The organism is Algorimicrobium algoritergicola (assembly GCF_008086165.1).
Taxonomy (GTDB): Bacteria; Bacteroidota; Bacteroidia; order Flavobacteriales; family Flavobacteriaceae; genus Algorimicrobium; species Algorimicrobium algoritergicola.
This window is the reverse complement of sequence record NZ_VSKL01000001.1, coordinates 1,126,552-1,151,694: the sequence shown is the minus strand read 5'-3', so window position 1 is coordinate 1,151,694 and position 25,143 is coordinate 1,126,552. Positions and strand designations below refer to the sequence as shown.

The window sequence follows — 25,143 nt, the reverse complement described above, 5'->3', positions numbered from 1 at the left end:
GCTAAGACAAGCTTAACGCCACTTAAATAATTGGGACTGCCCTATTATTTGTCTCCGTAAACTTCTTTTACAAAGTCTTCGTAAGTAATATCTTTTGTTTTAATGTTTGCCTTTTCTTTATAAAGCGTTAATAACTTCTGGCTAATAATTTGTTCAGAAATACGACGTGCTTCATCTTGGTTAGATAATACACGAGCCGCAATATCTTCTAATTCTTTATCAGAAGGATTCATCTGACCGAATTGTGCCATTTGAGTCTTAATCATTTGCTTGGCATGATCTTTAATATCATCCATGCTTACTTTAATATTATTTTCAGCAATTAATTTACCTTCAATTAATTGGTAACGTAAGCTTTTTTCAGATTTAGCGTATTCTTCTTGAGCTTCAGCTTCTGATAATTCTTTTTCACCTGCAGTTTGCATCCATTTTTGTAAGAATGTTGCCGGTAAATCGAATTTAGTATTTTCTACTAAATGTTCTGTAACATCATTTAGTAATTTTTGCTCGGATTGTTGCTTGAATTGCTTTTCAGCATCTTCCTTAATTTTTCCTTTTACGTCTTCTAAAGAAGTAGCTACACCTTCACCAAACAACTTATCAAATAACTCTTGGTTTAATTCAGCTAACTCACGTTCATTAATTTCAGTAATCGTAAAGGTTACTTCAATATCTAAACCATGAATATCATCATGAGATAATTTAAAGGCATGCATTAATTCATGATCATCTGCATATAAACCTTTTGTTTTTAATGTGATAATATCGCCAACTTTAGCACCAATAAATTTCTTTTCAGTAGCTTTTCCTTTGAATTTATCTAGCGTTAATGTTACCGTGTTTTCTATTTCACGTTCTTCATTTTTATAAACACCCGTAATTTCAGAATCTTTAGAAACCACATCAGATGCGATTAATTTTCCGTATTGCTTTTGCACATTTAAAATTTGATCATCAATCATTTTATCACCAGCGGTAATATTATAATCGATAATCGCTTTTTTAGGCGATAAGTTTACTTCAAATTCTGGAGCTAAACCTAATTCGAATTCAAATGATAATAGTTCAGCATCCCAATCCAAATTATCTTGAGCTTTTGGTAATGGATTACCTAAAACGTCTAATTTTTCTTCAGTTAAATATTTATTCAATGCATCTTGAAGCAATTTATTAACTTCATCAACCAATACGGCTTTACCATATTGCTTCTTAACCATTCCCATTGGTACGTGACCTTTTCTAAAACCAGGAATGTTAGCAGTTTTACGATAATCAGTTAATATTTTTTCAACTTTATCGTTGTAATCTTCTTTAGCGATATCGACTTTTACTACAGCATTTAATGCATCAATATTTTCTCTTGTAATATTCATTGTATTATGACATAAAAATTGGAGTGCAAAAATACTACTTTTTTACACTCCAACAAAGTATTTTAACGTATTGTCTTTCACCTGTTTATTTGTACTGATTTTCAGTGGGACTAACGGATTTCAATTCGTTTAAAATGTTAAAGAAAAAATTACATCTACTCTTTATCTTGGCCTAAAATACCGTAAAAAATAGATTGTAAAACCGTTAATAGAATGCTAAATAATAAGGCGGTCCAGAAACTGGAAACCGTAAATCCACTAATTAAATTATCGGCCAGCAAAATCATTAAAGCATTAATAACAAACAGGAATAAACCCAGTGTGATAATAGTTGCTGGTAAGGTTAAAAAGATTAAAATAGGTCTGACTATTAAATTTAGCAATCCTAAAACAATAGCAACAATTATGGCCGTTGTATAACTTTCTACAGCAATACCTGGCAATAATTTAGCTAACAATACAACTGCTACGGCTGTAATTAAAATTCTGATAATTAATTTCATAATACGTGTTTTTGGTGATTTGTAAAAATGTAACTTATTTAAGAAATGCCATCACAGCATCATAAAATTCTTCAGGATTTTCAGCATGCAACCAATGTCCTGCATTTGAAATTGTCACAATATCTGCTTTTGGAAAATGTGCGTGAATAATAGATTCATCCTGATTACTGATATATTCAGATTTATCACCACGTAAAAACAAGGTGTCGCCTTCAAATTTAGCTGAAATAGGCAATGGTTCCCCTACTTCACCAACTTGGTCTGCTAGAACATCCAAATTCATACGCAGCGCTAATTGTCCTTTTTCTTTCCAATATAAATTTTTAAGTAAAAACATACGCGTTCCAACTTCTGAAACATATTTCGCCAAACTTTTATCGGCAGCGCCACGACTTTTTAATGTGGAAAAATCGAGCTGACTCAATCCATTTAAAATAGCATCATGATGCACGGGATAAAAACGTGGTGAAATATCCGCTATCAATAATTTAGAAACCAATTCAGGAAACTGCGTTGCAAAAAGCATAGCTGTTTTTCCACCCATGGAATGCCCTAAAAGCACAATATCTGAAAGTTGATGTGTATCACAATAGCGCTTTAAATCGGCTGATAAGGTTTCATAACTAAAATCATCATCATGAAAACTTCTACCATGGTTTCGTTGATCTACCAGATGAACTTGATAGCCTTGTTCTGCAAATTGGTTACCCAAAGTTTTCCAATTATCACCCATACCCAAAAAGCCATGGAGAATAATAAAGGGTTTCCCTTCACCTAATATATTGGAATATATTTTTTTACTGTCTTTCACGAATTTGAAATTTGCTTAATTTATTAATATAAACGTCCCCTGAAAACTTATTTCAGTCTGTGTAAATACATCTGAATGACATTCTCTACTCCCAAATATAAACTTTCTGAAATCAAGGCATGACCAATGGACACCTCTAATATATTAGGGATATTTTCTTTAAAAAACTGAATGTTATCTAACGATAAATCGTGTCCTGCATTAACGCCTAAATCCAAACTATCCGCTAAAACAGCACATTCAGTATAAGGCATAATAGCTTTTTTATTCCCTAAACTAAATTCGTGTGCAAAAGCTTCTGTGTATAATTCAATTCTATCTGTTCCTGTAGCTTTAGCGCCTTCCATTTGTTTTAAAACCGGATCAACAAAAATAGACGTACGAATCCCATTATTTTTAAATTCCTGAATCACGTCCACTAAAAAATCCTTATGTTTTATAGTGTCCCAACCAGCGTTACTGGTAATAGCATTAACAGAATCGGGAACTAACGTTACTTGGGTCGGTTTAATTTCCAAAACCATATTCATGAATTTCTCAATCGGATTGCCTTCAATGTTGTATTCGGTATATACTTCTGGTTTTAAATCGTAAGCATCTTGATAACGAATATGGCGCTCATCAGGACGTGGGTGAATGGTAACACCTTCCGCTCCAAAACGCTGAACATCTTTTGCAAATTGAACTACATTTGGCAAATCGCCACCTCGAGAATTTCGTAAGGTTGCTATCTTATTAATATTTACACTTAACTTTGTCATATTCTAGTCGTTTGAATTACAAAAATACAAACTCAACTACCGGAATTATAGTATTTTTTAATTAATTTGCAAATACCTAAAAACACGCTATGAATTTAAACGAATTTGTTATTAACGATATAAAGCCATTAGTAAACACCGATAAAATTGGTGATTTACAAATGCTGTTTAATCAGCTAACTTATTCTCATATTCCGATTCAAACGGCTGATGGTCTATATTTGGGATGCATGTCTGAAACGGATGTGTATTGTTTTGAAAAACAAGAAGTAATTGCAGACCAATTGCACGCTATTGAAGGCTTTTTTGTTCGCGATAACACCAATTGGTTAGATGTTTTGGAGGCATTTGCCCAAAACAGCACCAACATCATGCCTATATTGGACCGTAATAATACGTATATAGGATATTATGAATTAAATGATGTGATTGGCTTATTTAATGAAACCCCATTTTTTGCTGAAGCAGGAGGTATTTTAATTATTGAAAAAGGTTTAATTGATTATTCTTTTAGTGAAATAAGCCAGATAGTAGAATCCAACGACGGAAAATTGTTGGGTGCTTTTATTTCGAAAATTGAAAACGACATGATTCAAATCACCTTAAAAGTTGGAAACACCGGATTAAATGATATTATGCAAACATTTAGACGTTACAGCTATAATGTTATTTCTGGCCATGAAGAAGACAGTTACCTAGAGAGTTTAAAAGACCGCTCAGCATATTTAAATAAATACCTAAACATATAATAAGGTCATGAAAATAGCCATATTTGGTCAAGCTTTTAACTCCAGCACTGAAGAAGCACTCGTTATTATTTTGCATTATTTAAATAATAAGGACGCTGCAACCGTATTTTTAATTGCAGAATTTAATCAGAAAATTCAAGAAGAGAAAGAATCGACGTTCAATGATGTTCAGTTTACTGATGTTTTAGATTCTAGTTTTGATTTGCTCATAAGCATAGGTGGTGATGGTACTATTTTACGAGCTATTACCTATGTTCACGATTTAAACATTCCTATAATTGGTGTTAACACAGGTAGATTAGGATTTTTAGCTACTATACAAAGTCAGGCTATTATTCCAGCTATGGATGCTATTTTTAATAAGGCTTATAAACTTTCGGAACGTAATTTATTAGCCATTGAAACATTTCCTAAAAAAGATGATTTCGACACACTTAATTTTGCGTTAAACGAAATAGCCGTTAGTAGAAAAAACACAACTTCTATGATTACTGTGGAAACACGTTTAAATGATGAATACCTGACATCCTATTGGAGTGATGGACTCATTGTTTCCACACCAACAGGATCAACCGGTTATTCGTTAAGCTGTGGTGGGCCTGTAATTACGCCAGACACGAATAGTTTTGTTATTACACCAATTGCGCCACATAATTTAAGCGCGAGACCTTTGGTAATAACAGATTCTACTGAAATTCAACTAAAAGTAGATGGTCGTGAGGACAATTTTTTAGTATCCTTGGATTCTAGAATTGCAACTCTATCTAATGACACCATTATCAAGATAAAAAAAGCACCTTTTACTATAAAAATGATTGAATTATTAGAAGAAAGCTTTTTGGATACCTTGCGAAAAAAACTACTTTGGGGCGAAGACAAACGCAATTAGGCAATAATTTTATTTAAAATCAGTTTAATTCAAATACATTTTGAATCAAATTGTTATAGGCTAATCTTAGTTTATTATATTTGCAAACTTTTAAACGTTTATGAGGTATTTAACCATCGTACTATTACTAATTTTAAGCAGCCACTTCTGCCAATCGCAAACCCACGAGTTGGGCGTGTTTCTAGGTGGTAGTAATTCTATTGGTGATGTTGGTAGTAGCAAATACATTGCACCCAATAAACCTGCTATTGGTGCATTATACAAATGGAATAGAAGTCCAAGACATGCGTTTCGATTTTCGGTAATCTATACAGAATTAGAAGGTAAAGACTCAAAATCTGACGACCCAAGACGTCAACAACGTGATTACAGTTTTACAAATCAACTTATAGAAGCATCTGCTGGATTGGAGTTTACTTTTTTCGATTGGGATTTACATGATGGTAGAATTAAAGCAACACCCTATTTATACTCGGGAATTGCTGTAGGTTATCATGATAATTTTTATTTTAGTAGACAGGGCGTTTTAAAAGACGAAAACACCTCTAGTTTAGCATACGGAATCCCCATGGTTTTAGGCTTTAAAACCAATGTTTTAGGAAACCTTATTATTGCAGCAGAAATTGGTGCACGCTATACTTTTTCAGATGAGTTAGATGGAAGTGTTCCCGATTATGACAATGAAGCTCCAGTAGGCTTTGGTAATACAAATAATAACGATTGGTATATGTTTACAGGCATAACCTTAACCTATACATTCGGCAAGAAACCATGTTTCTGCGTATTTTAAAAAAAGTGAACTTAAAAGACTCCATACATACCGATTATTTACCCAAGCACCTAGCCATTATTATGGACGGCAATGGCCGTTGGGCTAAACAAAAAGGATTATTACGCAGTATTGGTCATGAAAATGGCTCCAAATCTGTACGGGAGATTGTGGAAGCTTCGGCTGAATTAGGTATTGAGAATTTAACACTCTATGCGTTTTCAACCGAAAACTGGAATCGACCAAAATTAGAAGTGCAAACACTTATGCGGTTATTAGTATCCTCATTAAAGAAAGAAATAAAAACACTTCAGAAAAACAATATTCGATTGGCTGCCATTGGTTGTTTAGATTCCTTACCAAAAAAAGCGCATAAAGAATTGTTAGAAGTTATAGAAAAGACAAAGGACAATAAACGGATGTGTTTAACACTGGCTTTAAGTTATGGCTCACGTGAAGAATTGCTAAATACCGTTAAAGAAATAAGTCTTAAAGTTAAAAATAATATAATTTCTGCGGAAAAAATTGATGAATCAGTTATAAATGAGCATCTTTACACGCGAAATTTACCAGACGTAGATTTACTAATTAGAACCAGTGGTGAGCAGCGCATAAGCAACTTTCTATTGTGGCAAATTGCATACGCTGAATTATATTTTACACAGGTGCTTTGGCCGGATTTTACCAAGCAAAATTTGTATGAAGCAATTATTGAATATCAAAAAAGAGAACGACGATTTGGGAAAACAAGTGAACAACTCCATTAATATCACATCATTGAAAACTTATATAGGGCTATTATTTACTTTTATATTTTTAGTAAGCAGTTTAAACATACAAGCACAAGAATTACAACCAGCACCAACCGGTAAGAAATATACCCTTGGTGATATTTCAGTTTCTGGTGATACACACTTTAGTCCGCAAACTATTATTACGTATTCAGGACTCAGAAAAGGTGAAGAAATCATTATTCCTGGTGATAAAATTAGTGAAGCCATCAGAAAGCTTTGGAAATCCAATTTATTTAGAGACATTAATATGTACCTTCTAAAAACAGAAGGTGATGTTGCTTATTTAGAAATTCGACTTTTTGATCTTCCAGAATTGAATGAACTGAAAATAAACGGTATTAAAAGATCTAAAAAAGAAGATGTTATTACCGAAAGCAACCTGCAAAACGGCGTAAAGGTTACTGAAAACTTGGTTACCACTACAAAAAACTACCTGACAAATAAATACCAAAAGGACGGTTTTTACAACACGAAAGTACACATCAATACTATTGAAGTTCCAGACTCTACAGGTCGTCCAGCTGTAAACATGGTTTTAAATGTTGATAAAGGCAAAAAAGTAAAAGTGAGCGAAATTAATTTTGAAGGGAATTCTGATATTCCAGATTCAAAGTTAAGAAAAGCCATGAAAAACACGAAGCAGAAAAATTTCTTACGCGTTTTTAAACGTTCTAAATTTATTGAAGCAGACTATAAGGAAGATTTAGAAAGTGTTATTGATAAATTAAAGGAAAATGGTTATCGTGATGCACGTGTTATTTCAGATTCTATTTCTCGAATTGACAAGAAAAACGTTGCTATAAATATTAAAGTTGAAGAAGGCGAACAATACCGCTTTGGCGATATTACATTTATTGGAAACACCATTTATTCGGATCAGCAATTAAGAGGTATTCTTCGTATAAATAAAGGTGATATCTATAATGGTGTACTTTTAGAAAAACGCATAGCAGATGAAACCAAACCAGATGCTTTAGACATTACCAATCAATATCAAAATAACGGATACTTATTCTCTACCATCAGCCCTGTAGAAGTTAACACAGAAGGTAATGTAATTGATATGGAAATCCGTATTACAGAAGGGAAACCCGTTTATTTCAATAGCGTTACTGTCGTTGGAAATGATGTTACTAATGACCGTGTTATTTATCGTGAATTACACACCAGACCTGGTCAATTATATAGTAAATCCAATGTAGTTCGTACCATTCGTGAATTAAGTCAGCTAGGTTATTTTGATGCTGAGCAAATTGCAACCAACTTTAACAATCCTAATCCAAATGAAGGGACTATTGATTTAGAATACGGTGTTGTAGAAACAGGATCCAGTCAAGTAGAGCTACAAGGTGGTTATGGTGGTGGTGGTTTTATTGGTACTTTAGGGTTATCATTTAACAACTTCTCATTAAAAAACATTTTTAATCCAGAAGCTTACAAGCCAGTTCCTCGTGGTGATGGACAAAAATTAGCATTGCGCTTACAAGCGAGTCGTTTTTATCAAACTTATAGTTTCTCATTTACAGAACCATGGATGGGTGGTAAAAAACCAGTTCAGTTTTCAACATCTATTTCGCACTCGGCACAATTTTTATACGACCCACAAACAGGTAATGCCGATCGTGACAAACGTTTTAACATTTCAGGTATTACAGTAGGTTTAGCTAAACGTTTAACCGTTCCTGATGATTATTTTACCTTATCTCAAGCAGTAAGTTTTCAACATTATAATTTAAAAAACTATAACACCGGACTATTTACATTTGGTGATGGATATTCAAACAACCTTGCATATACAATTGGTTTAAGCCGTAACAACACCTATAACGATCCCGTTTTTCCAACAGGTGGATCTAACTTTAGTGTAACAGCCAAACTTTCTTTACCATACTCATTAATGAATGGCGTGGATTACGATCAACTTTTAGTAGAACGTGATGAGTGGCTAGCAATTCAAAATGATGGTAATAATTCTGATATAATTAGAGGGCAAGCAGCAGACCAAGTTGGTGCTATTGATCAAGAACGCTACAAATGGTTAGAATTTTATAAAATTAAAATGAAAGGTGACTGGTACACCAGACTATTTGGTAAGTTTATTGTAAAATCTGGCGTAGAATTTGGATTCTTAGGAGCCTACAACCAAGCAAGAGGTGTTATTCCTTTTGAACGTTTCTTCCTTGGAGGAGATGGTTTAGGAAGTTACAGTTTAGATGGTCGTGAAGCCGTTGCGCTTCGTGGTTATCCAAACCAATCACTACAACCTATTGATGGCGAAAATATTATCACAAATGATGGTGGTACTATTTATAATAAGTTCTCTATGGAGTTACGATATCCAATTAGCATGAGCCAAACGGCCAAAATATATCTTTTAGGTTTTGTTGAAGGTGGTGTATCTTATAATGATTTTCAAGATTATAATCCATTCAACTTATACAGATCTAGTGGTGCAGGTGTTCGTATTTTCATGCCAGCATTTGGTTTGTTAGGTATTGATTTCGGATATGGATTTGATGCACTTCCAGGTCAAACATCACCTAATGGATGGGAAACGCACTTCATTATTGGACAACAATTTTAATTTTGGCACGATATTTTCTATAACACTTATAATTAATTAAATCCCGATTTAAATTATTTTCAAATTAAAATTCATAATTTTGAAAACAGTAATTTAAAAAAGGATAGAATAATATAAAAAGTCTGTCGTTTTAGAATTTACACGTTATAAATTATAAAATATGAAACAGATGAAATTAAAAGTTCTTTTTTTAGTGGCTACAGTATTCATGTTAAGCATGTCCAGTTTTGCACAACGTGGTGTAAGAATTGGCTACATAGACACTGAATACATTCTTGAAAACGTTCCAGAATATCAACAAGCAACGTCACAATTGGAAACAAAAGTCCAAAAGTGGAAAAGCGAAATTGAACAACAATTAGGAGGTATTTCGCAAAAGCGAAAAGATTTAAGCAATGAAAAAGCGCTTTTAACCAAAGAATTAATTGAGGAGCGTGAAGAAGATATTGCTTTTGAAGAAAAAGAAATATTAGATTATCAGCAAAAGCGTTTTGGTCCGAATGGCGATTTAATGATTCAGAAAAAACAACTCATTCAACCCATTCAAGATCAAATTTTTTCAGCAGTACAAGATATTGCAGAAGCAAAGAAATATGATTTTGTTTTTGATAAATCAGCTGATGTGGTGATGCTGTATTCAGCAAAACGGTATGATTTTAGCGAGCAAGTTATTCGAAGTTTAACACGAAGTGCTAAACGTACCCAAGCAGGTTCTAGAGCAGAAAAACAAGCGGCAGAAGATGAAGATCTGGTTATTGAAGTTGATGAAGAATTAGAAGCAAAACAGGAAGCTGCTGACGAGCGTAAAACAGAAATAATGAACGAACGTGAGGCACGTAAATTAGCTGCTCAAAAACGTCGTGACAGTATTATTGAAGCTCGTAATTTAGCGCGTGAAGAAAAATTAAACAGTCGAAATCAGGAGAACGAACCTGCTGAAGCTGAAGATGAAGTAGAAGAAGCAACTGTTACAGAAAATAATAAAAACAATACTGGCTCTGAAGACGTAAAAACACCAGAGCAGATTGCAGAAGAACGCAGACAAGAAAAATTAGATGATCGTGCGCGTAGAAAACAAGAATTAGAAGAACGTAAGCAACGTATTTTAGACGAAAGAGCACAAGCAAAACAAGAACGTGAAGACGCTAGAAATAACACAAATGAAGACACGCCAGACGACGATGAAGGCGATAATTAATAATTAAATTTATAACACACATTAATACTATTTTTAAAATGAAACAATTCAAAACCCTTTTATTTGCAGCAGCATTATTTATTGGAGCAACCAGTTTTACACAAGCTCAAAGCAAAGTTGCTCACATTAATACACAAGATTTAATTAAATCTATGCCAGAAATGTCAACAGCACAATCTGAAATGGAAAAATTAGGCAAAACGTATGAAGCTGATATTAAAGCTATGGTAACTGAATACCAAAATAAAATGAAGCAATACGAAGCTGAAGCACCAACAAAAACGGATGAAGAAAACCAAAAACGTTTGATTGAAGTTCAAACTATGGAGCAAAACATCCAACAATATCGTGGTACTGCACAACAAGACATGCAAAAGAAAGAAGTAGACTTATTAAAGCCTATTACTGAAAAAGCAAAAGCAGCTATCTTAAAAGTAGCAAGAGCTCAAGGTTTTGAGTATGTACTTGATTCTACGCAAGGTGGTGGTGTAATCATGGCCGACGGTAAAAACTTATTAGACGATGTTAAGAAAGCATTAGGTATCTAATCTTTTTTTAAAATATTCTACAAAAAGCCACTTATATCAAGTGGCTTTTTTATTTTTGGTATATGAGCACAAAACCTATTGGCATATTTGATTCCGGTGTTGGTGGCACGTCCATTTGGAACGAGCTACATCTGCGTTTACCACATGAGAATACCATTTACCTTGCTGATAGTAAAAACTCGCCCTATGGCACTAAAACGCAGCAGGAAATTATTCAATTAAGTATTAAAAACACCGAGCACTTAATTTCTAAAGGTTGCAAACTCATTGTTGTGGCCTGCAACACGGCTACAACCAATTCCATAAAAATATTACGCGAAAAATTTCAAATTCCTTTTATAGGTATTGAACCTGCCATTAAACCAGCAGCTTTAAATACTAAAACCAAAGCCATTGGTATTCTTGCCACTAGAGGCACCTTGTCTAGCGAATTATTTCATCAAGCAGCGGATTTATATAGTCGGCATATACAAGTTATAGAACAAGAAGGCGAAGGTATTGTACAATTAATTGAGTCTGGCAAATTGGATTCGTCTGAAATGACTGATTTATTGAAACTCTATTTACAACCCTTGATTAACGCCAATATTGATTATCTGGTTTTAGGTTGTACGCATTACCCCTATTTATTACCACAGCTTTTACAATTATTGCCTGAACATGTTAAAATTATAGACTCTGGAGAAGCGGTTGCCAAACAAACAGAACTCGTTTTAAAAGAGAACGATTTACTAAATAACTCTATGACTAAAGGGAAGTCGCAATTTCACACCAATGCAAGTACAGAGGTTATTACCAAGCTTTTAGGTGGTAATCATGATATTTCTTATTTGGAATTTTAAGAAAAATAACATAAATAGTAATCATAATACCTCCTATAATGTTAAAAAACATCCTATTTCTTTTATTTCTAATTTCCGGTTCAAGTTGTATCTTCAGTCAAGATAATATTTCAACAAAACAAAAGGCTCCATCAATTTCAGTAACCGATTGGATTGCTAATGTACCCAATGATAAAAATCTTAACAATAAATATATAGTTCTGGAGTTTTGGGCAACTTGGTGTGCACCATGTTTAAAGAATGTGCCACATCTTAACGATTTACAAAGTAAGTTTAGTCATTACGAAAATTTAGTTTTCATGTCTATAACCAATGAAGAACCGTTAAAAGTTAAAAAATTATTAGAACGTATTCATTTCAAATCAATAGTGGTTTCCGACACCAAAAACCAAACACAAATAGCTTATGGTGATGGAAAAACAGGAATAACAAGATTACCTCTTACAATTTTAATTGGTAAAGATGGTTATATAAGATGGATTGGAACTGCTAGTCAACTTAATGAAATTGTTTTAGAAAACTTTCTAAAGGATACGCTATTTACAGAACAAAAAACAATTTATGAAGATGATAATCAAATATATAATTCACTATATAAAAACAAATCTAAAAGTCCATTAAATATGCTTTTGTATTTAGGCAAGAATGATAGTATTAATTATTATTTAGATATTAAAGAATCATCCAAATCTACTTATCAAATTAAGAGCGCACCAAGAATATCCAAATTGTCACTTTTAAGCGCTGTTAATATTAAGGATATTCTGTTAAGTTTAGGGTATAAATCCAACCAAATAAACATTAACCCTCAAGACACCATAAAAACTTACGATATTCTATATAAAAACACGACAGTTAATCAAGAAGCTTTAGCTAAATTAGAACTAGATATTTTAAGCCATACTGGTTTTAAGAAAATTTCGGGTTCTGGAATAATTCCAGTTAAAAAAATAACAATAGAAAACTCAAGTTTACTTCCGAAAACAAAAGTAGAAACAACATCTACATTGAAGCTTGGGGAAAATAAAAGTATATTATACAAACAAACCATTAAGGAATTAGCAGAAGCACTAAACAAAAACACAACTCATTTTTACCACTTTAATTCAAGAAATACAAATTATTTTGATTTTGAAATAGATTTCTCGTCAGAAAGAACGATTACGGAAAGCCTATTGAAATGCGGTTTAAGCATTAAGAATAGTCAGGCTAAAACTAAAGTTTACACCTTTCAAAAAATTTAATCTATCAAAAAACAATACCGTTTTAAAAACTCAATAATAGCATGTCATCAAAGTCTAAATTATTGGAAAAATTATCTACAATTTAAACCAACCCGAGTATTTCACGTAGTTTTCGGCTATTCTATTAATTTCACCTGAAATCAGTTCCTTGCTAATATCTTTTACTTTTTTAGCTGGAACACCTGCATAAATACTACCTGATTCTACATGTGTATTCTTTGTAACCACCGCACCTGCTGCAATAATGCTATTGCTTTCAATAACACAATCATCCATGACTATACTACCCATGCCAATAAGCACATTATCATGAATGGTACAACCATGCACAATAGCATTATGACCTATGGATACATTGTTTCCTATTGTGGTTGGCGATTTCTGATACGTAGCATGAATAATGGCACCATCCTGAACATTAACTTTATTTCCCATTTTGATATAATGGACATCACCACGAATAACCGCATTAAACCAAACGCTACAGTTTGAGCCCATTGAAACATCGCCAACAATGGTTGCGTTTTCGGCTATATAACAATCGGTTGGTATGTTTGGCGTTTTTCCGTTTACGGGTTTTATTAATGGCATAATGGTTTAGTTTTTAAAAATTGTGTTTTCGGGATTCGTTCAATGTATTGCTAATGTAGGATTATTTTTGAGATTAAAATTTCTACTTTTCTTGAATTACTTTGAAAAAGGCCTATCAGCTTTCCAATCCCGATAGCTATCTTGGACTGCTAGGTTTGGAAATCATGTGAAATATATAATCTATATTATTATTTCTCGCTTCGCTTGAAATGGTAAATGCTTGTGTTTAATTTGAAGTGCTGTGTTTAAAGCTATGAGATTAGCTCCACTGAATCTTCGATTTTCTGCTTTCGCAGGAATTTTATTTAAAGAAAGCCAACAATTCCGCTTTTCTAGAAGCCGAAACACTCACTTGTTTGCCATTGCTCAACACCACACTGCCACCCTTTCCTTTCACGTATTTTACAATCTCGTTGACGTTTACTAAATAGGATTTATGCACACGTGAAAAGTGACTATCCATCAGCGCATCTTCAAAATACTTCAAAGTCTTACTTACCAATTTCTTTTTCTCATTGTTTAAATAAATCTCCGTATAGTTATCATCGGCTTTGCAATATAAAATATCAACTGTGTTAATGACTTCAAATCCATCTTGCTGTGGAATGGTTATTTTTCCAGCTACCGCATGTATTTTAGGGACTAAAACCTGATCTTGAAGTGCGGATTCTTTCTGTTTAATTTCTGTAACATAATCCACAGCTTTTATCAATTCATCAATAGAAATAGGCTTCATTAAATAATACGATGCATGTGCATTTAACGCATCCATAGCATATTGATTATAAGCGGTTACAAATATGGTTTCAAAATTAATATCGCCTACTTTTTCTAATAAATCGAAGGCATTTCCATAAGGCATTTCTACATCTAGAAATACCAAATCTAATTCGTTATTTCTAATTAAAACGAGTGCTTCCTCTACGTTTTCTGCTTCACCTAAAACCTGAACATTTGGACAGTATCGCGTTAAGTAATTTTTTAAAATATCACGACTGGTATGTTCGTCTTCGACTATTATGGCTCTTAGTTTCATATCTTTATTTTTTCAGATTTGGGAATCTTTATTTTTATATTTGTAATTTATGCACTGTTTAATATTTCAAAATCAATCCTTTTTCAACGTGACTATCACTTGGGTTCCTGCATCTTCTAAATCCTGGAAATCGGAAATGGTTACATCTACTTTATCCTGATACATATCATTTAAAATAGACACGCGTTTTTTAATATTACTCATGCCTTGTGAGTTGTGCTTTTTCTGATTATCGGTTTTTAAATCTTTAGAGCGATTTCGTCCAATACCATTATCTGAAATGGTAATCGTAATTTCTGTTTCGCTCTTTTTATCGATTTTAATTGATAAAAATCCTTTGGTTGTTTTATAACGTAGACCATGCCAAACGGCATTTTCTATATACGGTTGTAATAGCATAGGTGGAATTTGAAATTCGGAAACAACCACATTATCAGATACGGTTATCTCATAATCAAATTTATCTTGGAATCGGAAATGCTCCAATTTCGTGTAGAGTTCCAATAACGCAATTTCTTTTTCCAAGGGAATAAAATCGGCTTCACTATTCTCTAAAACAGAACGCATGAGCTGGGAAAAATCGGATAAATATCTATTAGCTGTGCGCTCATCATTAGACGCTATAAAACTATTCACGGAGTTTAAGGCATTAAAAATAAAATGCGGATTCATTTGACTACGCAACGATTTTAAAGCTAATAAATTATTTGCCAAACGTTGTTGTTTGATGTATTTATACATAAAATAAGCCGTAACCAAAAGCAACAACAAACCACCAATTAGGGAGTAGATAATGAGCTGCTGACGCTTGTTACGTTCTGAAGTTAATTGATACTTACTTTCTGATAATTGCCTATCGGATTCCAAACTAGTAATCCGGTTTTGTTTTTCAGCAATTTCTTTGCTAAAACGTGCCGCTTGAATTATTTCTTGCTCCTTTTTAATATACAAGGTTTCCACCAAATCTGTATATTCTTTGTAGGTTTCCAGCGCCTTATCATAATCGCCAGAACTACTATAAACCTCTGATAGTTTTCGCTTGGCATCCTTGGCAACCACTAAATCATTTTTTGCACTGGCTTCATCTATACTTTTTTCCAGATAGGTTTTAGCGCTATTATAATCCTTTTTTAAATAATAGGCATTTCCAATTTTATAGTTTTGCTTTTGAACAGTTAAAGAACTCTCATTGCCGATAGCCGAATCTATTTCAATATTTTGAATAGTCTGAATGGCTTGTTTACGCAGTTCAATTTCATCAGAAAAGTTTTGACTTCTATTTTTGAAATCCGCCACTTTTACCTTCTCCTCCACGGCTCGTGATTCGGTTTCTTGAGACGCTAATTTTAAAGCATTATCAAAATAATCTTCAGCTTCTTTTTCATTCCCAGTTTCACTCAACACTTGGGCTATTTTCGAATTGAGATCAGTTATTTTGGCTTTTATTTTATATTGATTTGCTTTCTCTAAAGCTGAATTATAGGCCTTTAAAGCCTGCGGATAGTCATGGATACTATTATAAGTATCTCCAAGCCCTTCCTGTAAAACAACCTGTTGCCAATTACTTAAATCGGATTTTGAAACATCTCGGTATGCCGCAATACTTTCCTGGTAGCTTTTATTGTACCAATAAGCTTTCGCTAATTTCAACTGAACAGCGTGAAATTTAATACTCTGAAGGCTTATGCGATAATTGCTAATTGCTAAATCATATTGTTTCCAATGGACATATACATCACCTAAAACTTCATATACTTCAGAATTTTCGTCAGTAGAGCGACTTTTAGAAAGCGCTTCCGTGATAAATTGTAAGCTTTTTTCTATATCTGTCTTTAAATAAGTTTCAGCAGAATCAATAGAGGCATTAAATGTTAATTGCTGTATTTTCTTTGGTGCTTCAGAGGTTTGCTCATTAGCTCGTACTTCAATTTTTATGCGTTCGTTATCTCTTATGGTGTAGTAAACGGTTTGGAAATCTTTATGTTTAATAACTAATTCATCGCCTGCTTTCACTTGAATTCTAAATTCACCAGCCATATTTGTTGTGGTATATGCACCACCATTGACTTCAATATTAACTTGTGGAATAGGCTGTTTGAGTTCCGCATCATATACCGAACCACGAACCGTAAAAACAGCTTGTTGCCTATTGGATGATGTTGGAGTTTCTTGCGTAAAGCCTATGTATGGACTGAAGCACAAACACAGAAACAAAAGGGACGTTAAAATGGGTTTCATTATTAAAATTTGCTCGTATAAACTTACGCACTTTAAGCGGTAAAATAAAATACGTATTTGTAAAAATACAGAAGATTTTAAGTCAAAAAGCGTCGTTTACAAACTGATTAAATCCATTCCCTAATTAAAATAGGGCTTTCACACATTCTGAATTTTATACAAATAAAATTAAACAGCATAAAAAAACTCGGAAGGTTGTTCCGAGTTTTAAATTATTTGAATAGTGTATCTTAATTAATTGCAGGACAGTTACAGTGGTAACGTTCTTTTCTACAACCAAAGTTATAACCTAATGTTATTTGGTGAAAACCACCATTATTAAATACAACTGAATTTGATTGGTATGAATAGGTATATGCAACCATAAACTCTTTAAAGTTAACACCTACAAGTGGTGAAATATATTGTAATTTTTGGCTATTAACACTTCCGCCATCAATATATTCGGCACCATCTAAACTACGGCGGTAGGATACCCCTCCCCAAAGTTTTCCAAAATCCATTTCTTTGTAAACCTTCGCATTGATGTCAATGGATGATTCTTTGGTACCATCTTTATATTGAAACATAATAGATGGCTCATAACTCCATTCACTACCAAACTTACCTAAAACAATCCCTGTAGAGAATAAATAACGTCTTAAATTACTAGTAATTTCGATATCGTTATTAATCCCTTCATTGTTTAAAATATTTTTTACAGTAGCATGAGCGTAAAAATTATACAAGAAATATGAAAATCCGAAATCAATATTAAAATTGGTTGAACTTTGTTCGATTCCTGAAATAATACGATCTGGTAATTCATTTAAGAAAGCTGTTTCGTCTAATTTATATTGAATAGCTCCAACACTTAAACCGAAAGAAAGCATGTTTAAATCTACTTCATTTCTGGAAAACATTAATTGGTAAGCATACGTTAAATATGCACCATTTTGCGAGTGGTACCCATTTTTATCTGTGTAAAAAATGGCGCCTATTCCAGAATTAGATTCACCTATTCTACCGTTAGCACTAACGGTTAACAGTTTTGGCGCGTTTTCATGACCAAACCATTGCTGTCTACCTGTCATACGTATTTTAGCACAATTGGCAACACCAGCCATAGACGGGTGAATTAAATAATAATTATCTGTTAGATAATCGGTATAAATAGGAAGTCCTTCTTGGGCTTTTACAAACTGTGTAAAAAAGGCAACAACTGCTATTAAAATAAACCTTTTCATTCTCATAGTATTTTTTTGAAGGTAGATTGGTAAAACCACACTAAATCTTTATCCTTATATAAAACTCGGTTTTCATAATAAAATTATAAATCCGCGACCAAATATATAAAAATTACTTTTTATCACTCCATTACAAAAGTTAAACCTTATCAATTTTCATGAAATTCACAAGTTATAAACTCTCCTTTACCGAGCATTAAAACTCAAATATATGGATATCTATAGTTTTCTTTTAGTATTTTTGCAAAAAATATATTTATCATGAATCCATATACAGTTTCCATTCAAGAAACTTCCAATAATACAATTGTAAAATTTGAACTTAATCAGTTTATAACCAAGCACCAAAGTTTTGAATTTAATAATATTGATGATGCCAAAAACTCACCTTTAGCACAGCAATTATTTTATTTACCTTTTGTGAAGAAGGTTTATATCTCAAGCAATTTTATAGCTATTGAACGCTTTAATATTGTTGAGTGGTCTGATGTTCAAGAGGAAGTTGCAGAACAAATCACTGAATACTTAAATTCGGGTGCCGTGGTTATTACAGATACCACAACCGTAAAAAAAGTACCTATTACGGTTTACGCAGAAAGCACACCTAATCCTGCTGTAATTAAGTTTGTAGCTAATAAGAAATTAGTGACTGCAACTTATGAATTTACATCTATAGACGACGCCAAAGTATCACCTTTAGCAACAGAATTATTCCATTTACCATTTGTGAAAAGTGTGTTTATGGAAGATAATTACATTTCTGTAACTAAATATGACATGGCAGAATGGGAAACCATTACTATGGAAGTACGCGAGTTTATCCGATCGTTTATTGAAAATGGCAAAGAAATTGTTAATTCCAATGCGCAAGAAGTTTTAAATAAAACGAATGAAAAACTTGACGAGACTTATGAATCACGCGATGATACGTCCAAAGAAATAATAAATATTTTAGAAGAATATATCAAACCTGCCGTTGCTAGTGATGGTGGAAATATTCAATTTGAATCGTATAATCCAGAAACGAAAACGGTAAAAGTTATTTTACAAGGTGCTTGTAGTGGTTGTCCATCGTCCACATTTACATTGAAAAACGGAATTGAAAACATGCTGAAAGAAATGCTTAAGGGCCGTGTGGAAACGGTTGAAGCTTTAAATGGATAATTTTATATTCCGAAATATAATTAGTAACTTAATAGCTAAACTTAAAAAAACAATATTATGGCTATTTTAAAAGTTATTGAAGTATTATCAAATTCTGATACCAGCTGGGAAGATGCAACCCGAAAAGCAGTTAAAGAAGCATCAAAAACGGTAAAAAACATTCGTTCGGTTTATGTAAAAGAACAAAGTGCTATTGTAAATGGTGATAACGTAACCGAGTTTAGAGTGAATATAAAAATAACCTTCGAGGTTAAATAATAACGATTATTTGAAACGCCCTTTTTAGGGCGTTTTTTTATGCTTAAATCTCAAATGCATTGCCACACCTAATACGTGGTTCTTTGCACGTATGGTTTTTGTATCTGTTTTCCATTTCCCAATTCGAATTAAACCCCTTAAAAAAAGAGAATAAATCCTTTTCTTTTTATCTGCTTGCTAATCATTATATTAAATTTCTATAATTTTTAGAACTGAGAGATAATCCTTAAATTTGCGACTTAATTAATCTCACTAAAACAAATTATGGATAAAAATTTAGATTACTGGATAGAGCAAAGCATTGCATTTGCCACTACATACGGGTTAAAAGTTATTGGAGCTATTGTTATATGGATTGTCGGTTCTTGGATAATTAAGAAAATTATTAAAGGCACAAGAAAAATAATGGAGCAGCGGGAATATGAATTAAGCCTGCAAAAATTTCTTCTAAATTTAATTAGTGCCATTTTAAAAATATTATTAGTTATTACCTTATTAGGGACATTAGGCGTTCCTACAACGCAATTTGCTGCTATTATAGCTGCTGCTGGTTTAGCCATTGGTTTAGCGCTTCAAGGTTCTTTAGGAAATTTTGCCGGTGGAATTCTTTTAATGATTTTCAAACCTATTAAAATTGGCGATTTTATTGAAGCTCAAGGTGAAAGTGGTACGGTTAAAGAAATTCAAATTTTTACAACCAAACTAAATACAACGGACAATAAGGAAGTCATTATTCCAAATGGTGCGCTTTCAAATGGAAACATTATAAATTATAGTGTAGAAGATACACGTCGCGTAGATTTTACGTTTGGTGTTGGCTATGATTCTGATATAAAGAAAACCAAAGAGGTTCTTTTTGGTGTCATTAATTCGCATCCATTAGTTTTAAAAGATCCGGCTACTGCTGTAAATGTATCTGAATTGGCCGATAGTTCCATCAACTTCTTTACGCGTGCATGGGTTAAGAAAGAAGATTATTGGACCGTTAAGTTTGATGTTATGGAGCAAACAAAAGAAGCTCTTGATGCGGCTGGAATTGATATTCCTTACCCACACCAAGTTGAAATTCATAAAGAAGGTTAATACCTATTTTTTAGATTTTGGTTTAATAGCCACGAAATCCTTTAAATAATAAGGCTCAAAATAAGCGACATCTTCGGTGTCGCTTTTTTTGTACTTATTAAAAGCCAAAACACCCATTTCATTGGCTGATGGCAACTTGTTCTCTACAAAAACGGCATTTTTATGTGCTATAAGTGTTTTTGTTTTTTCTACACCATTACCTATAAAATAGACCTGGCTTTTGTCTAGGAATTCAGCATATGATGTTTCATCCAACACTTCTGCTTCAATACCGCGAATGGGTTGATAATTCGCATTATAAACCGCGGCATAAACTTCCATGCGTCTGGCATCTAACATGGGAATAATAACACCTTCCGATATTTTAACTTGATGCGCCATAGCTTCCAAGGTTGAAACACTAATCAGCGGGATATTTAAAGCGAAACACAAGCCTTTTGCGGCCGAAACACCAATCCGTAAGCCTGTATAAGACCCAGGACCTTTACTTATGGCTACGGCATCGATTTCCGATTTATCAATGTTGTTTTCTTTTAGAATGTCATCAATAAAAATATGTAAACGTTCCGCATGCGAAAAACCATTATTATAATCTTCTTTTAAAGCAAAAGTCTCTCCTTCTTTTGAAAGAGAGACCGAACAATTTGTTGTTGCTGTTTCTATACTTAATATTATTGCCACGGCATTATTCTGTTAAAGGAATTCCTAAATAGAAATCTAATACTTTCGTTTTGAATACAAAATTATATTTCGCATTAATTACGTTTGCTTGTGCATTTACCAAACGGTTTCTTACTTGCTCAAATTCAAAAGCATTCATAACGCCTAAATTATAACTGTCTTGTGCATTTCTAAACGATTCATCTTGTGCATTTAATGACGTTTCAGATGCTTCAAATTGCTTAAAAGCCGCTTTAGCATCGGCATAAGCTTGTTCAATATTGGTACGTAAATCTTGCTTTTCTTGATCTAATGAATATTCGATTCGTTTACTATTAATAACTGCTCTGTTTACATTAGCTTTAGTTTGAAAACCATTGAAAATTGGAATGTTTAATCTGAAACCCACATTATAACCCAAATTATCCTCTAATTGCTGACCAAAACCATTTGGTATGAAAATAATATTTAAGTTCGTTGGATCATTAGGATCTTCCAATACTGGTCGAACATCTTTTTGACCTTGACTGTGCTGATAGGAGGTACTTAAACCAGCTCCAAAAGTAAACGTTGGATAAAAAGCACTTTTGGCAATATCTACATCCAATTGTGCGTTTTCAATATTCAATTCAGCTTGTTTAATTTCCGGTCTATTCTGAACAGCAAAATCATAAATGTCATCTGTAGTCTTTTTTTGCACTAAAACAGCTGGCAGTGTCAATTCTATTGCTTCAACATCAAAACCATCTTGAGAAATCTGTAACAATTGGGCTAAAGCTAAAAGAGCTAAATCCACACTATTTTCCGTATTTATTAAGCGTTCTTGATCACTAGCCAATTGGGCTTCTACCTCATATAAATCAGCACGCGGACGAACACCAGCCTCAACTAACTCGGACAACTGACCTACCTGCTTTTCAGAAATTAGAATTTGTTCACGAGCCACTTTTAAATTCTCCTTATTTAAAAGAATATTTAAATATTGATTTACAACATTCAAAGAAATATTATCCTTTAAAATATCTAATTGCAACTGACTAGATTCTACACCTAATTTAGCTTGTTTAAAAACACTAGTGTTTCTAAATCCATTAAATAGAGTTACTCCAGCATTTAATCCAAAGCTATTACCTCTCGAATCCGTAGATATCCGTCTTTGATCTCGGTCAATATATGATCCAAAATTCCAGATTTGACTAGCGCTTCCATCTAGTGTTGGCAGAAAGTTACCTCTAGCCGTTACCAAATTCTCGTCTGCTAATTCCGTATCAAGTGCGGTTTGCTTAATTGTAATATTGTTTTCCAATGCATAATTTACACATTCTTCCAACGTCCAAACTTTTTCTTGTGCATACGAACTAACAGAAAAAACAACCGTTAAAAACGAAAGGGTTAGTACTTTATTAATCTTCATCATTGTTATCTTCTTTTGCTTTGTTCCAAACTTTTATTTTATCAGTTTCCGATACACCATCAGTGATTTCAACGTTTATTCCATCAGAAATACCTAATTCAACATACTTCTCTTCATAGGTGCCATCTTCCTTTTGAACTTCTACAAATGGCTTTTCAGTAAAACGATTGAATTGTAATAAGGCTTCCTTTACAACCATTACGCTATCTTTACTTTCCATTTCAATTTCAGCATTAGCACTGTAACCAGCTCTAATTTTTACTGACGGATTAACTTCTACGTCTGCCTTAATAGTAAATTGAACTGCACCATTTTCTTCAATTCCTTTTGGTGCTACAAACGTTAATTTAGATGGAAACTCTTGTTGATTAATAGCGCCTAGAACCACAATAATATCTTTACCTTCTTCTAGTTTTCCTACTTCAGATTCATCAACTTTTCCTTCGAAAATCATTTTACTCATATCTGCAATGGTTGCAATAGTTGTCCCTGCATTAAAGCTATTAGACTCAATTACTTGATCGCCTTCTCGTACAGGAATTTCTAAAACTGTTCCAGGAATTTGTGCTACAATATTGGTGTTTGCAGAACCGCCTCCAGATAATGAACCTTGTTTAATAATTTGAAAATCGTTTTGTGACTGACGTAACGATTCATTAGCTTGGTTTAAGGACAACTCACTGTTTTCAAAATCTTGTTTTGAAATAACACCTTTTTCAAAAAGGGATTTATTTCTGTCGTATAAGGTTTTGGAGTTATCATAAGATAATTGTGCGCTATTAATTCGGCTTCTTGCACTTACTAAACTTTGTTCGTTTGGTACAACACGAATTCTAGCTATTAAATCGCCTTTCTTAACGATATCACCTTCTTCAACAAGAATCTTATCAATAATTCCAGCTATTTGCGGTTTCAATTCAATTTCTTCTTCAGGGTTTAATTTCCCAGTTGCAACCACTTTTGTTTTTATAGATGTGAAAAATGGTGTTTCTGTTTTAAATTCCTCAATACCTTTGGAGTTAGAGTCCTTAAAGTATTTAATTACCCAAACAAATAGTACTAAGACTACGATGCCAATGATTATTTTTACTGCTTTATTCATTTGATTGTGTTTATTATTTTTAATTGATCGGTTGGTTTTATGATATCTAGATTTTATAAATTTATTCTTCGCGCAATGCTTCAATAGGTTTAATACTGGTAGCTTTAAATGCTGGGATCAGTCCGATTAAAGTTCCTAAAACAACTAAAATGAGCAATGCAATAAATACGACTGAAATGGAAACAGATGCATTTACCATGGTAGCGTCTGGACCTTGCCCAAATGCGGCATCTAATGCTATCAGAATCCATCCACCACTAATAATTCCGAAGAATCCCGCAAGTAAGGTGATGAAAACAGCCTCTACTAAAATCTGCCGTTTTATTTCATAAGGCGTGGCTCCTAGTGCACGGCGCACACCAATTTCTTTGGTTCGTTCTTTTACGGTAATTAATAGAATATTACCAATTGCAAAAACACCCGCAATAAGGGTTGCAATACCTACGAACCATGTTAAAAACTGCATACCGGATAGAAAGCCTGTCATTTTTGCAAACTCTTTACCTAAATTAAAACTTCCAAAGGCACGTTTATCTTCAGGATGCACGTTATTTAAGTTTCTTAAAATGAGCTTGGAGTCTTCTTCAATTTGTTTGATATTATATTCAGGTTTCCCAGTAATCATCATCCAACTGATGTTTTCACCGCGATTATAAACTTGCTGAAAGGTGGTAAATGGAATATGCATATCCGTTGATGGTCCCATATTAATATTACCAACTTCAAAAACACCAATCACCATAAAATTCATACTATTTATTTGAATCAACTCACCAACTGCTTGTACATCTTTTTCAAAAAGTTGTTTGTAAACATCTTCTGAAATGACAACGACTTTTCTATTGGCATCCATATCGTTTTGATTGATAAAGCGACCGTGAATTAACTTCTTCTTCTGAACTTTATCTAGCAAAGGATAATCGCCATTTATACCAAAAGTTCCCGAGAGAAAATTTCGAACAACCATAGCTTGACTTTGGCTTCTTGGCACAACAAACTCAATACCCTCTACATTCTCTTCTACTTTTTTAGCATCGGTTAATGTCAGTTTAACTTGCCTTCCTTCCTGAAAGCCTTGAAAAGGTTTGCTAGTACTTTGCGCCCAAACGAATACACTGTTTGTGGCAAAATCACCAAACAAACGGTTAAACGCATTTTCAATTCCTTTGGCAGAACCTAGAAGACCAATAAGGAGTAAAATTCCCCACCAGACGCCTACCATGGTTAAAATAGACCGTAGTTTATTTTTACTAAGACTATCAAAAACCTCTTGCCAAGTATCTCTATCTGTTAAAAATTTAAACAT

The 25,143-nt window shown here is 33.3% G+C and carries 24 protein-coding genes; 12 read left to right on the top strand and 12 right to left on the bottom strand.

Annotated features, from left to right (window positions below; all coding sequences use genetic code 11):
- Nucleotides 1-44: 44 nt before the first annotated feature.
- From tig to ES675_RS05290, 4 genes are all read right to left on the bottom strand, one after another.
- Entirely contained in the window at nucleotides 45-1,373 is a 1,329-nt protein-coding gene (tig, locus tag ES675_RS05305; RefSeq protein WP_066248257.1) for a trigger factor, read from the bottom strand.
- Nucleotides 1,374-1,528: 155 nt separating this feature from the next.
- Entirely contained in the window at nucleotides 1,529-1,876 is a 348-nt protein-coding gene (locus ES675_RS05300) for a phage holin family protein (RefSeq protein ID WP_066248254.1), read from the bottom strand.
- A gap of 34 nt (nucleotides 1,877-1,910) precedes the next feature.
- The gene (locus ES675_RS05295) at nucleotides 1,911-2,687 is read right to left on the bottom strand and encodes an alpha/beta fold hydrolase (RefSeq protein ID WP_066248250.1); all 777 of its coding nucleotides are present in this window, start codon (nucleotides 2,685-2,687) and stop codon (nucleotides 1,911-1,913) included.
- A 47-nt stretch (nucleotides 2,688-2,734) separates the two neighbouring features.
- A complete protein-coding gene (locus tag ES675_RS05290) occupies nucleotides 2,735-3,448 on the bottom strand; it encodes a pyridoxine 5'-phosphate synthase (protein WP_066248248.1) in 714 nt (237 codons plus the stop codon).
- A gap of 89 nt (nucleotides 3,449-3,537) precedes the next feature.
- On the opposite strand from ES675_RS05290, the gene ES675_RS05285 reads away from it, so the two are divergent.
- The 9 genes from ES675_RS05285 to ES675_RS05245 all read left to right on the top strand — a co-directional run bounded on the left by ES675_RS05285 (nucleotide 3,538) and on the right by ES675_RS05245 (nucleotide 13,065).
- Nucleotides 3,538-4,197 (top strand): CBS domain-containing protein, encoded by a 660-nt coding sequence (locus ES675_RS05285; RefSeq protein ID WP_066248246.1) that lies wholly within the window; start codon nucleotides 3,538-3,540, stop codon nucleotides 4,195-4,197.
- A gap of 7 nt (nucleotides 4,198-4,204) precedes the next feature.
- Nucleotides 4,205-5,086, top strand: a complete 882-nt coding sequence (locus tag ES675_RS05280; RefSeq protein ID WP_066248243.1) for an NAD kinase — start codon at nucleotides 4,205-4,207, stop codon at nucleotides 5,084-5,086.
- 100 nt (nucleotides 5,087-5,186) lie between these two features.
- Nucleotides 5,187-5,876, top strand: a complete 690-nt coding sequence (gene porG / locus ES675_RS05275; RefSeq protein WP_066248241.1) for a type IX secretion system protein PorG — start codon at nucleotides 5,187-5,189, stop codon at nucleotides 5,874-5,876.
- A gap of 5 nt (nucleotides 5,877-5,881) precedes the next feature.
- Nucleotides 5,882-6,622 (top strand): isoprenyl transferase, encoded by a 741-nt coding sequence (locus ES675_RS05270; RefSeq protein WP_066248601.1) that lies wholly within the window; start codon nucleotides 5,882-5,884, stop codon nucleotides 6,620-6,622.
- A complete protein-coding gene (locus ES675_RS05265) occupies nucleotides 6,555-9,233 on the top strand; it encodes a BamA/OMP85 family outer membrane protein (RefSeq protein ID WP_082985857.1) in 2,679 nt (892 codons plus the stop codon). Before ES675_RS05270 ends, ES675_RS05265 begins: the two co-directional genes overlap by 68 nt.
- 169 nt (nucleotides 9,234-9,402) lie before the next feature.
- Nucleotides 9,403-10,431 carry an OmpH family outer membrane protein gene (locus tag ES675_RS05260; protein WP_066248238.1) on the top strand — a complete coding sequence of 343 codons (1,029 nt, stop codon included), beginning with the start codon at nucleotides 9,403-9,405 and terminating at the stop codon, nucleotides 10,429-10,431.
- Nucleotides 10,432-10,469: 38 nt separating this feature from the next.
- Nucleotides 10,470-10,979: an OmpH family outer membrane protein gene (locus tag ES675_RS05255; RefSeq protein WP_066248235.1), complete on the top strand. Its 510-nt coding sequence runs from the start codon at nucleotides 10,470-10,472 to the stop codon at nucleotides 10,977-10,979.
- A 62-nt stretch (nucleotides 10,980-11,041) separates the two neighbouring features.
- Entirely contained in the window at nucleotides 11,042-11,821 is a 780-nt protein-coding gene (murI, locus tag ES675_RS05250; protein WP_066248234.1) for a glutamate racemase, read from the top strand.
- A 38-nt stretch (nucleotides 11,822-11,859) separates the two neighbouring features.
- The gene (locus ES675_RS05245) at nucleotides 11,860-13,065 is read left to right on the top strand and encodes a TlpA family protein disulfide reductase (protein WP_066248231.1); all 1,206 of its coding nucleotides are present in this window, start codon (nucleotides 11,860-11,862) and stop codon (nucleotides 13,063-13,065) included.
- 75 nt (nucleotides 13,066-13,140) lie between these two features.
- Here the strand turns inward: ES675_RS05245 and ES675_RS05240 are convergent, their stop codons facing one another.
- From ES675_RS05240 to ES675_RS05225, 4 genes are all read right to left on the bottom strand, one after another.
- Complete coding sequence (locus ES675_RS05240) at nucleotides 13,141-13,656, bottom strand: gamma carbonic anhydrase family protein (protein WP_066248229.1); 516 nt, start codon at nucleotides 13,654-13,656, stop codon at nucleotides 13,141-13,143.
- A gap of 301 nt (nucleotides 13,657-13,957) precedes the next feature.
- Nucleotides 13,958-14,692 carry a LytR/AlgR family response regulator transcription factor gene (locus tag ES675_RS05235; protein ID WP_066248227.1) on the bottom strand — a complete coding sequence of 245 codons (735 nt, stop codon included), beginning with the start codon at nucleotides 14,690-14,692 and terminating at the stop codon, nucleotides 13,958-13,960.
- Nucleotides 14,693-14,764: 72 nt separating this feature from the next.
- Nucleotides 14,765-16,930 (bottom strand): histidine kinase, encoded by a 2,166-nt coding sequence (locus tag ES675_RS05230; protein WP_066248225.1) that lies wholly within the window; start codon nucleotides 16,928-16,930, stop codon nucleotides 14,765-14,767.
- A gap of 230 nt (nucleotides 16,931-17,160) precedes the next feature.
- Nucleotides 17,161-18,162 (bottom strand): PorP/SprF family type IX secretion system membrane protein, encoded by a 1,002-nt coding sequence (locus ES675_RS05225; RefSeq protein WP_066248222.1) that lies wholly within the window; start codon nucleotides 18,160-18,162, stop codon nucleotides 17,161-17,163.
- 255 nt (nucleotides 18,163-18,417) lie between these two features.
- Here ES675_RS05225 and ES675_RS05220 point away from each other — a divergent pair, with 255 nt between their 5' ends.
- The 3 genes from ES675_RS05220 (at nucleotide 18,418) to ES675_RS05210 (ending at nucleotide 20,661) form a co-directional block, all read left to right on the top strand.
- Nucleotides 18,418-19,320 (top strand): NifU family protein, encoded by a 903-nt coding sequence (locus ES675_RS05220; RefSeq protein WP_066248217.1) that lies wholly within the window; start codon nucleotides 18,418-18,420, stop codon nucleotides 19,318-19,320.
- A 57-nt stretch (nucleotides 19,321-19,377) separates the two neighbouring features.
- Nucleotides 19,378-19,578, top strand: coding sequence for a dodecin family protein (locus ES675_RS05215; RefSeq protein WP_066248211.1), 201 nt, complete (start codon nucleotides 19,378-19,380; stop codon nucleotides 19,576-19,578).
- 264 nt (nucleotides 19,579-19,842) lie between these two features.
- Nucleotides 19,843-20,661 (top strand): mechanosensitive ion channel family protein, encoded by an 819-nt coding sequence (locus tag ES675_RS05210; protein ID WP_066248208.1) that lies wholly within the window; start codon nucleotides 19,843-19,845, stop codon nucleotides 20,659-20,661.
- 3 nt (nucleotides 20,662-20,664) lie between these two features.
- Here ES675_RS05210 and tsaB read toward each other — a convergent pair whose 3' ends face one another.
- The 4 genes from tsaB to ES675_RS05190 form a co-directional block, all read right to left on the bottom strand.
- Complete coding sequence (gene tsaB / locus ES675_RS05205; RefSeq protein ID WP_066248205.1) at nucleotides 20,665-21,342, bottom strand: tRNA (adenosine(37)-N6)-threonylcarbamoyltransferase complex dimerization subunit type 1 TsaB; 678 nt, start codon at nucleotides 21,340-21,342, stop codon at nucleotides 20,665-20,667.
- Nucleotides 21,343-21,346: 4 nt separating this feature from the next.
- Nucleotides 21,347-22,738, bottom strand: coding sequence for a TolC family protein (locus tag ES675_RS05200; RefSeq protein WP_082985855.1), 1,392 nt, complete (start codon nucleotides 22,736-22,738; stop codon nucleotides 21,347-21,349).
- Entirely contained in the window at nucleotides 22,725-23,837 is a 1,113-nt protein-coding gene (locus ES675_RS05195; RefSeq protein WP_066248202.1) for an efflux RND transporter periplasmic adaptor subunit, read from the bottom strand. The genes ES675_RS05200 and ES675_RS05195 overlap by 14 nt, the downstream gene beginning before the upstream one ends.
- 61 nt (nucleotides 23,838-23,898) lie before the next feature.
- Nucleotides 23,899-25,143, bottom strand: a complete 1,245-nt coding sequence (locus ES675_RS05190) for an ABC transporter permease (protein WP_066248199.1) — start codon at nucleotides 25,141-25,143, stop codon at nucleotides 23,899-23,901.

Bases quoted from the DNA above. Each gene is read 5' to 3' on its own strand.
- ES675_RS05300 (WP_066248254.1), bottom strand. From the start codon at position 1,876: ATGAAATTAATTATCAGAATTTTAATTACAGCCGTAGCAGTTGTATTG.
- ES675_RS05290 (WP_066248248.1), bottom strand. From the start codon at position 3,448: ATGACAAAGTTAAGTGTAAATATTAATAAGATAGCAACCTTACGAAAT.
- murI (WP_066248234.1), top strand. From the start codon at position 11,042: ATGAGCACAAAACCTATTGGCATATTTGATTCCGGTGTTGGTGGCACG.
- ES675_RS05245 (WP_066248231.1), top strand. From the start codon at position 11,860: ATGTTAAAAAACATCCTATTTCTTTTATTTCTAATTTCCGGTTCAAGT.
- tig (WP_066248257.1), bottom strand. From the start codon at position 1,373: ATGAATATTACAAGAGAAAATATTGATGCATTAAATGCTGTAGTAAAA.
- ES675_RS05255 (WP_066248235.1), top strand. From the start codon at position 10,470: ATGAAACAATTCAAAACCCTTTTATTTGCAGCAGCATTATTTATTGGA.
- ES675_RS05260 (WP_066248238.1), top strand. From the start codon at position 9,403: ATGAAATTAAAAGTTCTTTTTTTAGTGGCTACAGTATTCATGTTAAGC.
- ES675_RS05230 (WP_066248225.1), bottom strand. From the start codon at position 16,930: ATGAAACCCATTTTAACGTCCCTTTTGTTTCTGTGTTTGTGCTTCAGT.
- ES675_RS05240 (WP_066248229.1), bottom strand. From the start codon at position 13,656: ATGCCATTAATAAAACCCGTAAACGGAAAAACGCCAAACATACCAACC.
- ES675_RS05215 (WP_066248211.1), top strand. From the start codon at position 19,378: ATGGCTATTTTAAAAGTTATTGAAGTATTATCAAATTCTGATACCAGC.
- ES675_RS05280 (WP_066248243.1), top strand. From the start codon at position 4,205: ATGAAAATAGCCATATTTGGTCAAGCTTTTAACTCCAGCACTGAAGAA.
- ES675_RS05210 (WP_066248208.1), top strand. From the start codon at position 19,843: ATGGATAAAAATTTAGATTACTGGATAGAGCAAAGCATTGCATTTGCC.
- ES675_RS05195 (WP_066248202.1), bottom strand. From the start codon at position 23,837: ATGAATAAAGCAGTAAAAATAATCATTGGCATCGTAGTCTTAGTACTA.
- ES675_RS05190 (WP_066248199.1), bottom strand. From the start codon at position 25,143: ATGTTTAAATTTTTAACAGATAGAGATACTTGGCAAGAGGTTTTTGAT.
- ES675_RS05225 (WP_066248222.1), bottom strand. From the start codon at position 18,162: ATGAGAATGAAAAGGTTTATTTTAATAGCAGTTGTTGCCTTTTTTACA.
- ES675_RS05285 (WP_066248246.1), top strand. From the start codon at position 3,538: ATGAATTTAAACGAATTTGTTATTAACGATATAAAGCCATTAGTAAAC.
- ES675_RS05265 (WP_082985857.1), top strand. From the start codon at position 6,555: ATGAAGCAATTATTGAATATCAAAAAAGAGAACGACGATTTGGGAAAA.
- porG (WP_066248241.1), top strand. From the start codon at position 5,187: ATGAGGTATTTAACCATCGTACTATTACTAATTTTAAGCAGCCACTTC.
- ES675_RS05220 (WP_066248217.1), top strand. From the start codon at position 18,418: ATGAATCCATATACAGTTTCCATTCAAGAAACTTCCAATAATACAATT.
- ES675_RS05235 (WP_066248227.1), bottom strand. From the start codon at position 14,692: ATGAAACTAAGAGCCATAATAGTCGAAGACGAACATACCAGTCGTGAT.
- ES675_RS05200 (WP_082985855.1), bottom strand. From the start codon at position 22,738: ATGATGAAGATTAATAAAGTACTAACCCTTTCGTTTTTAACGGTTGTT.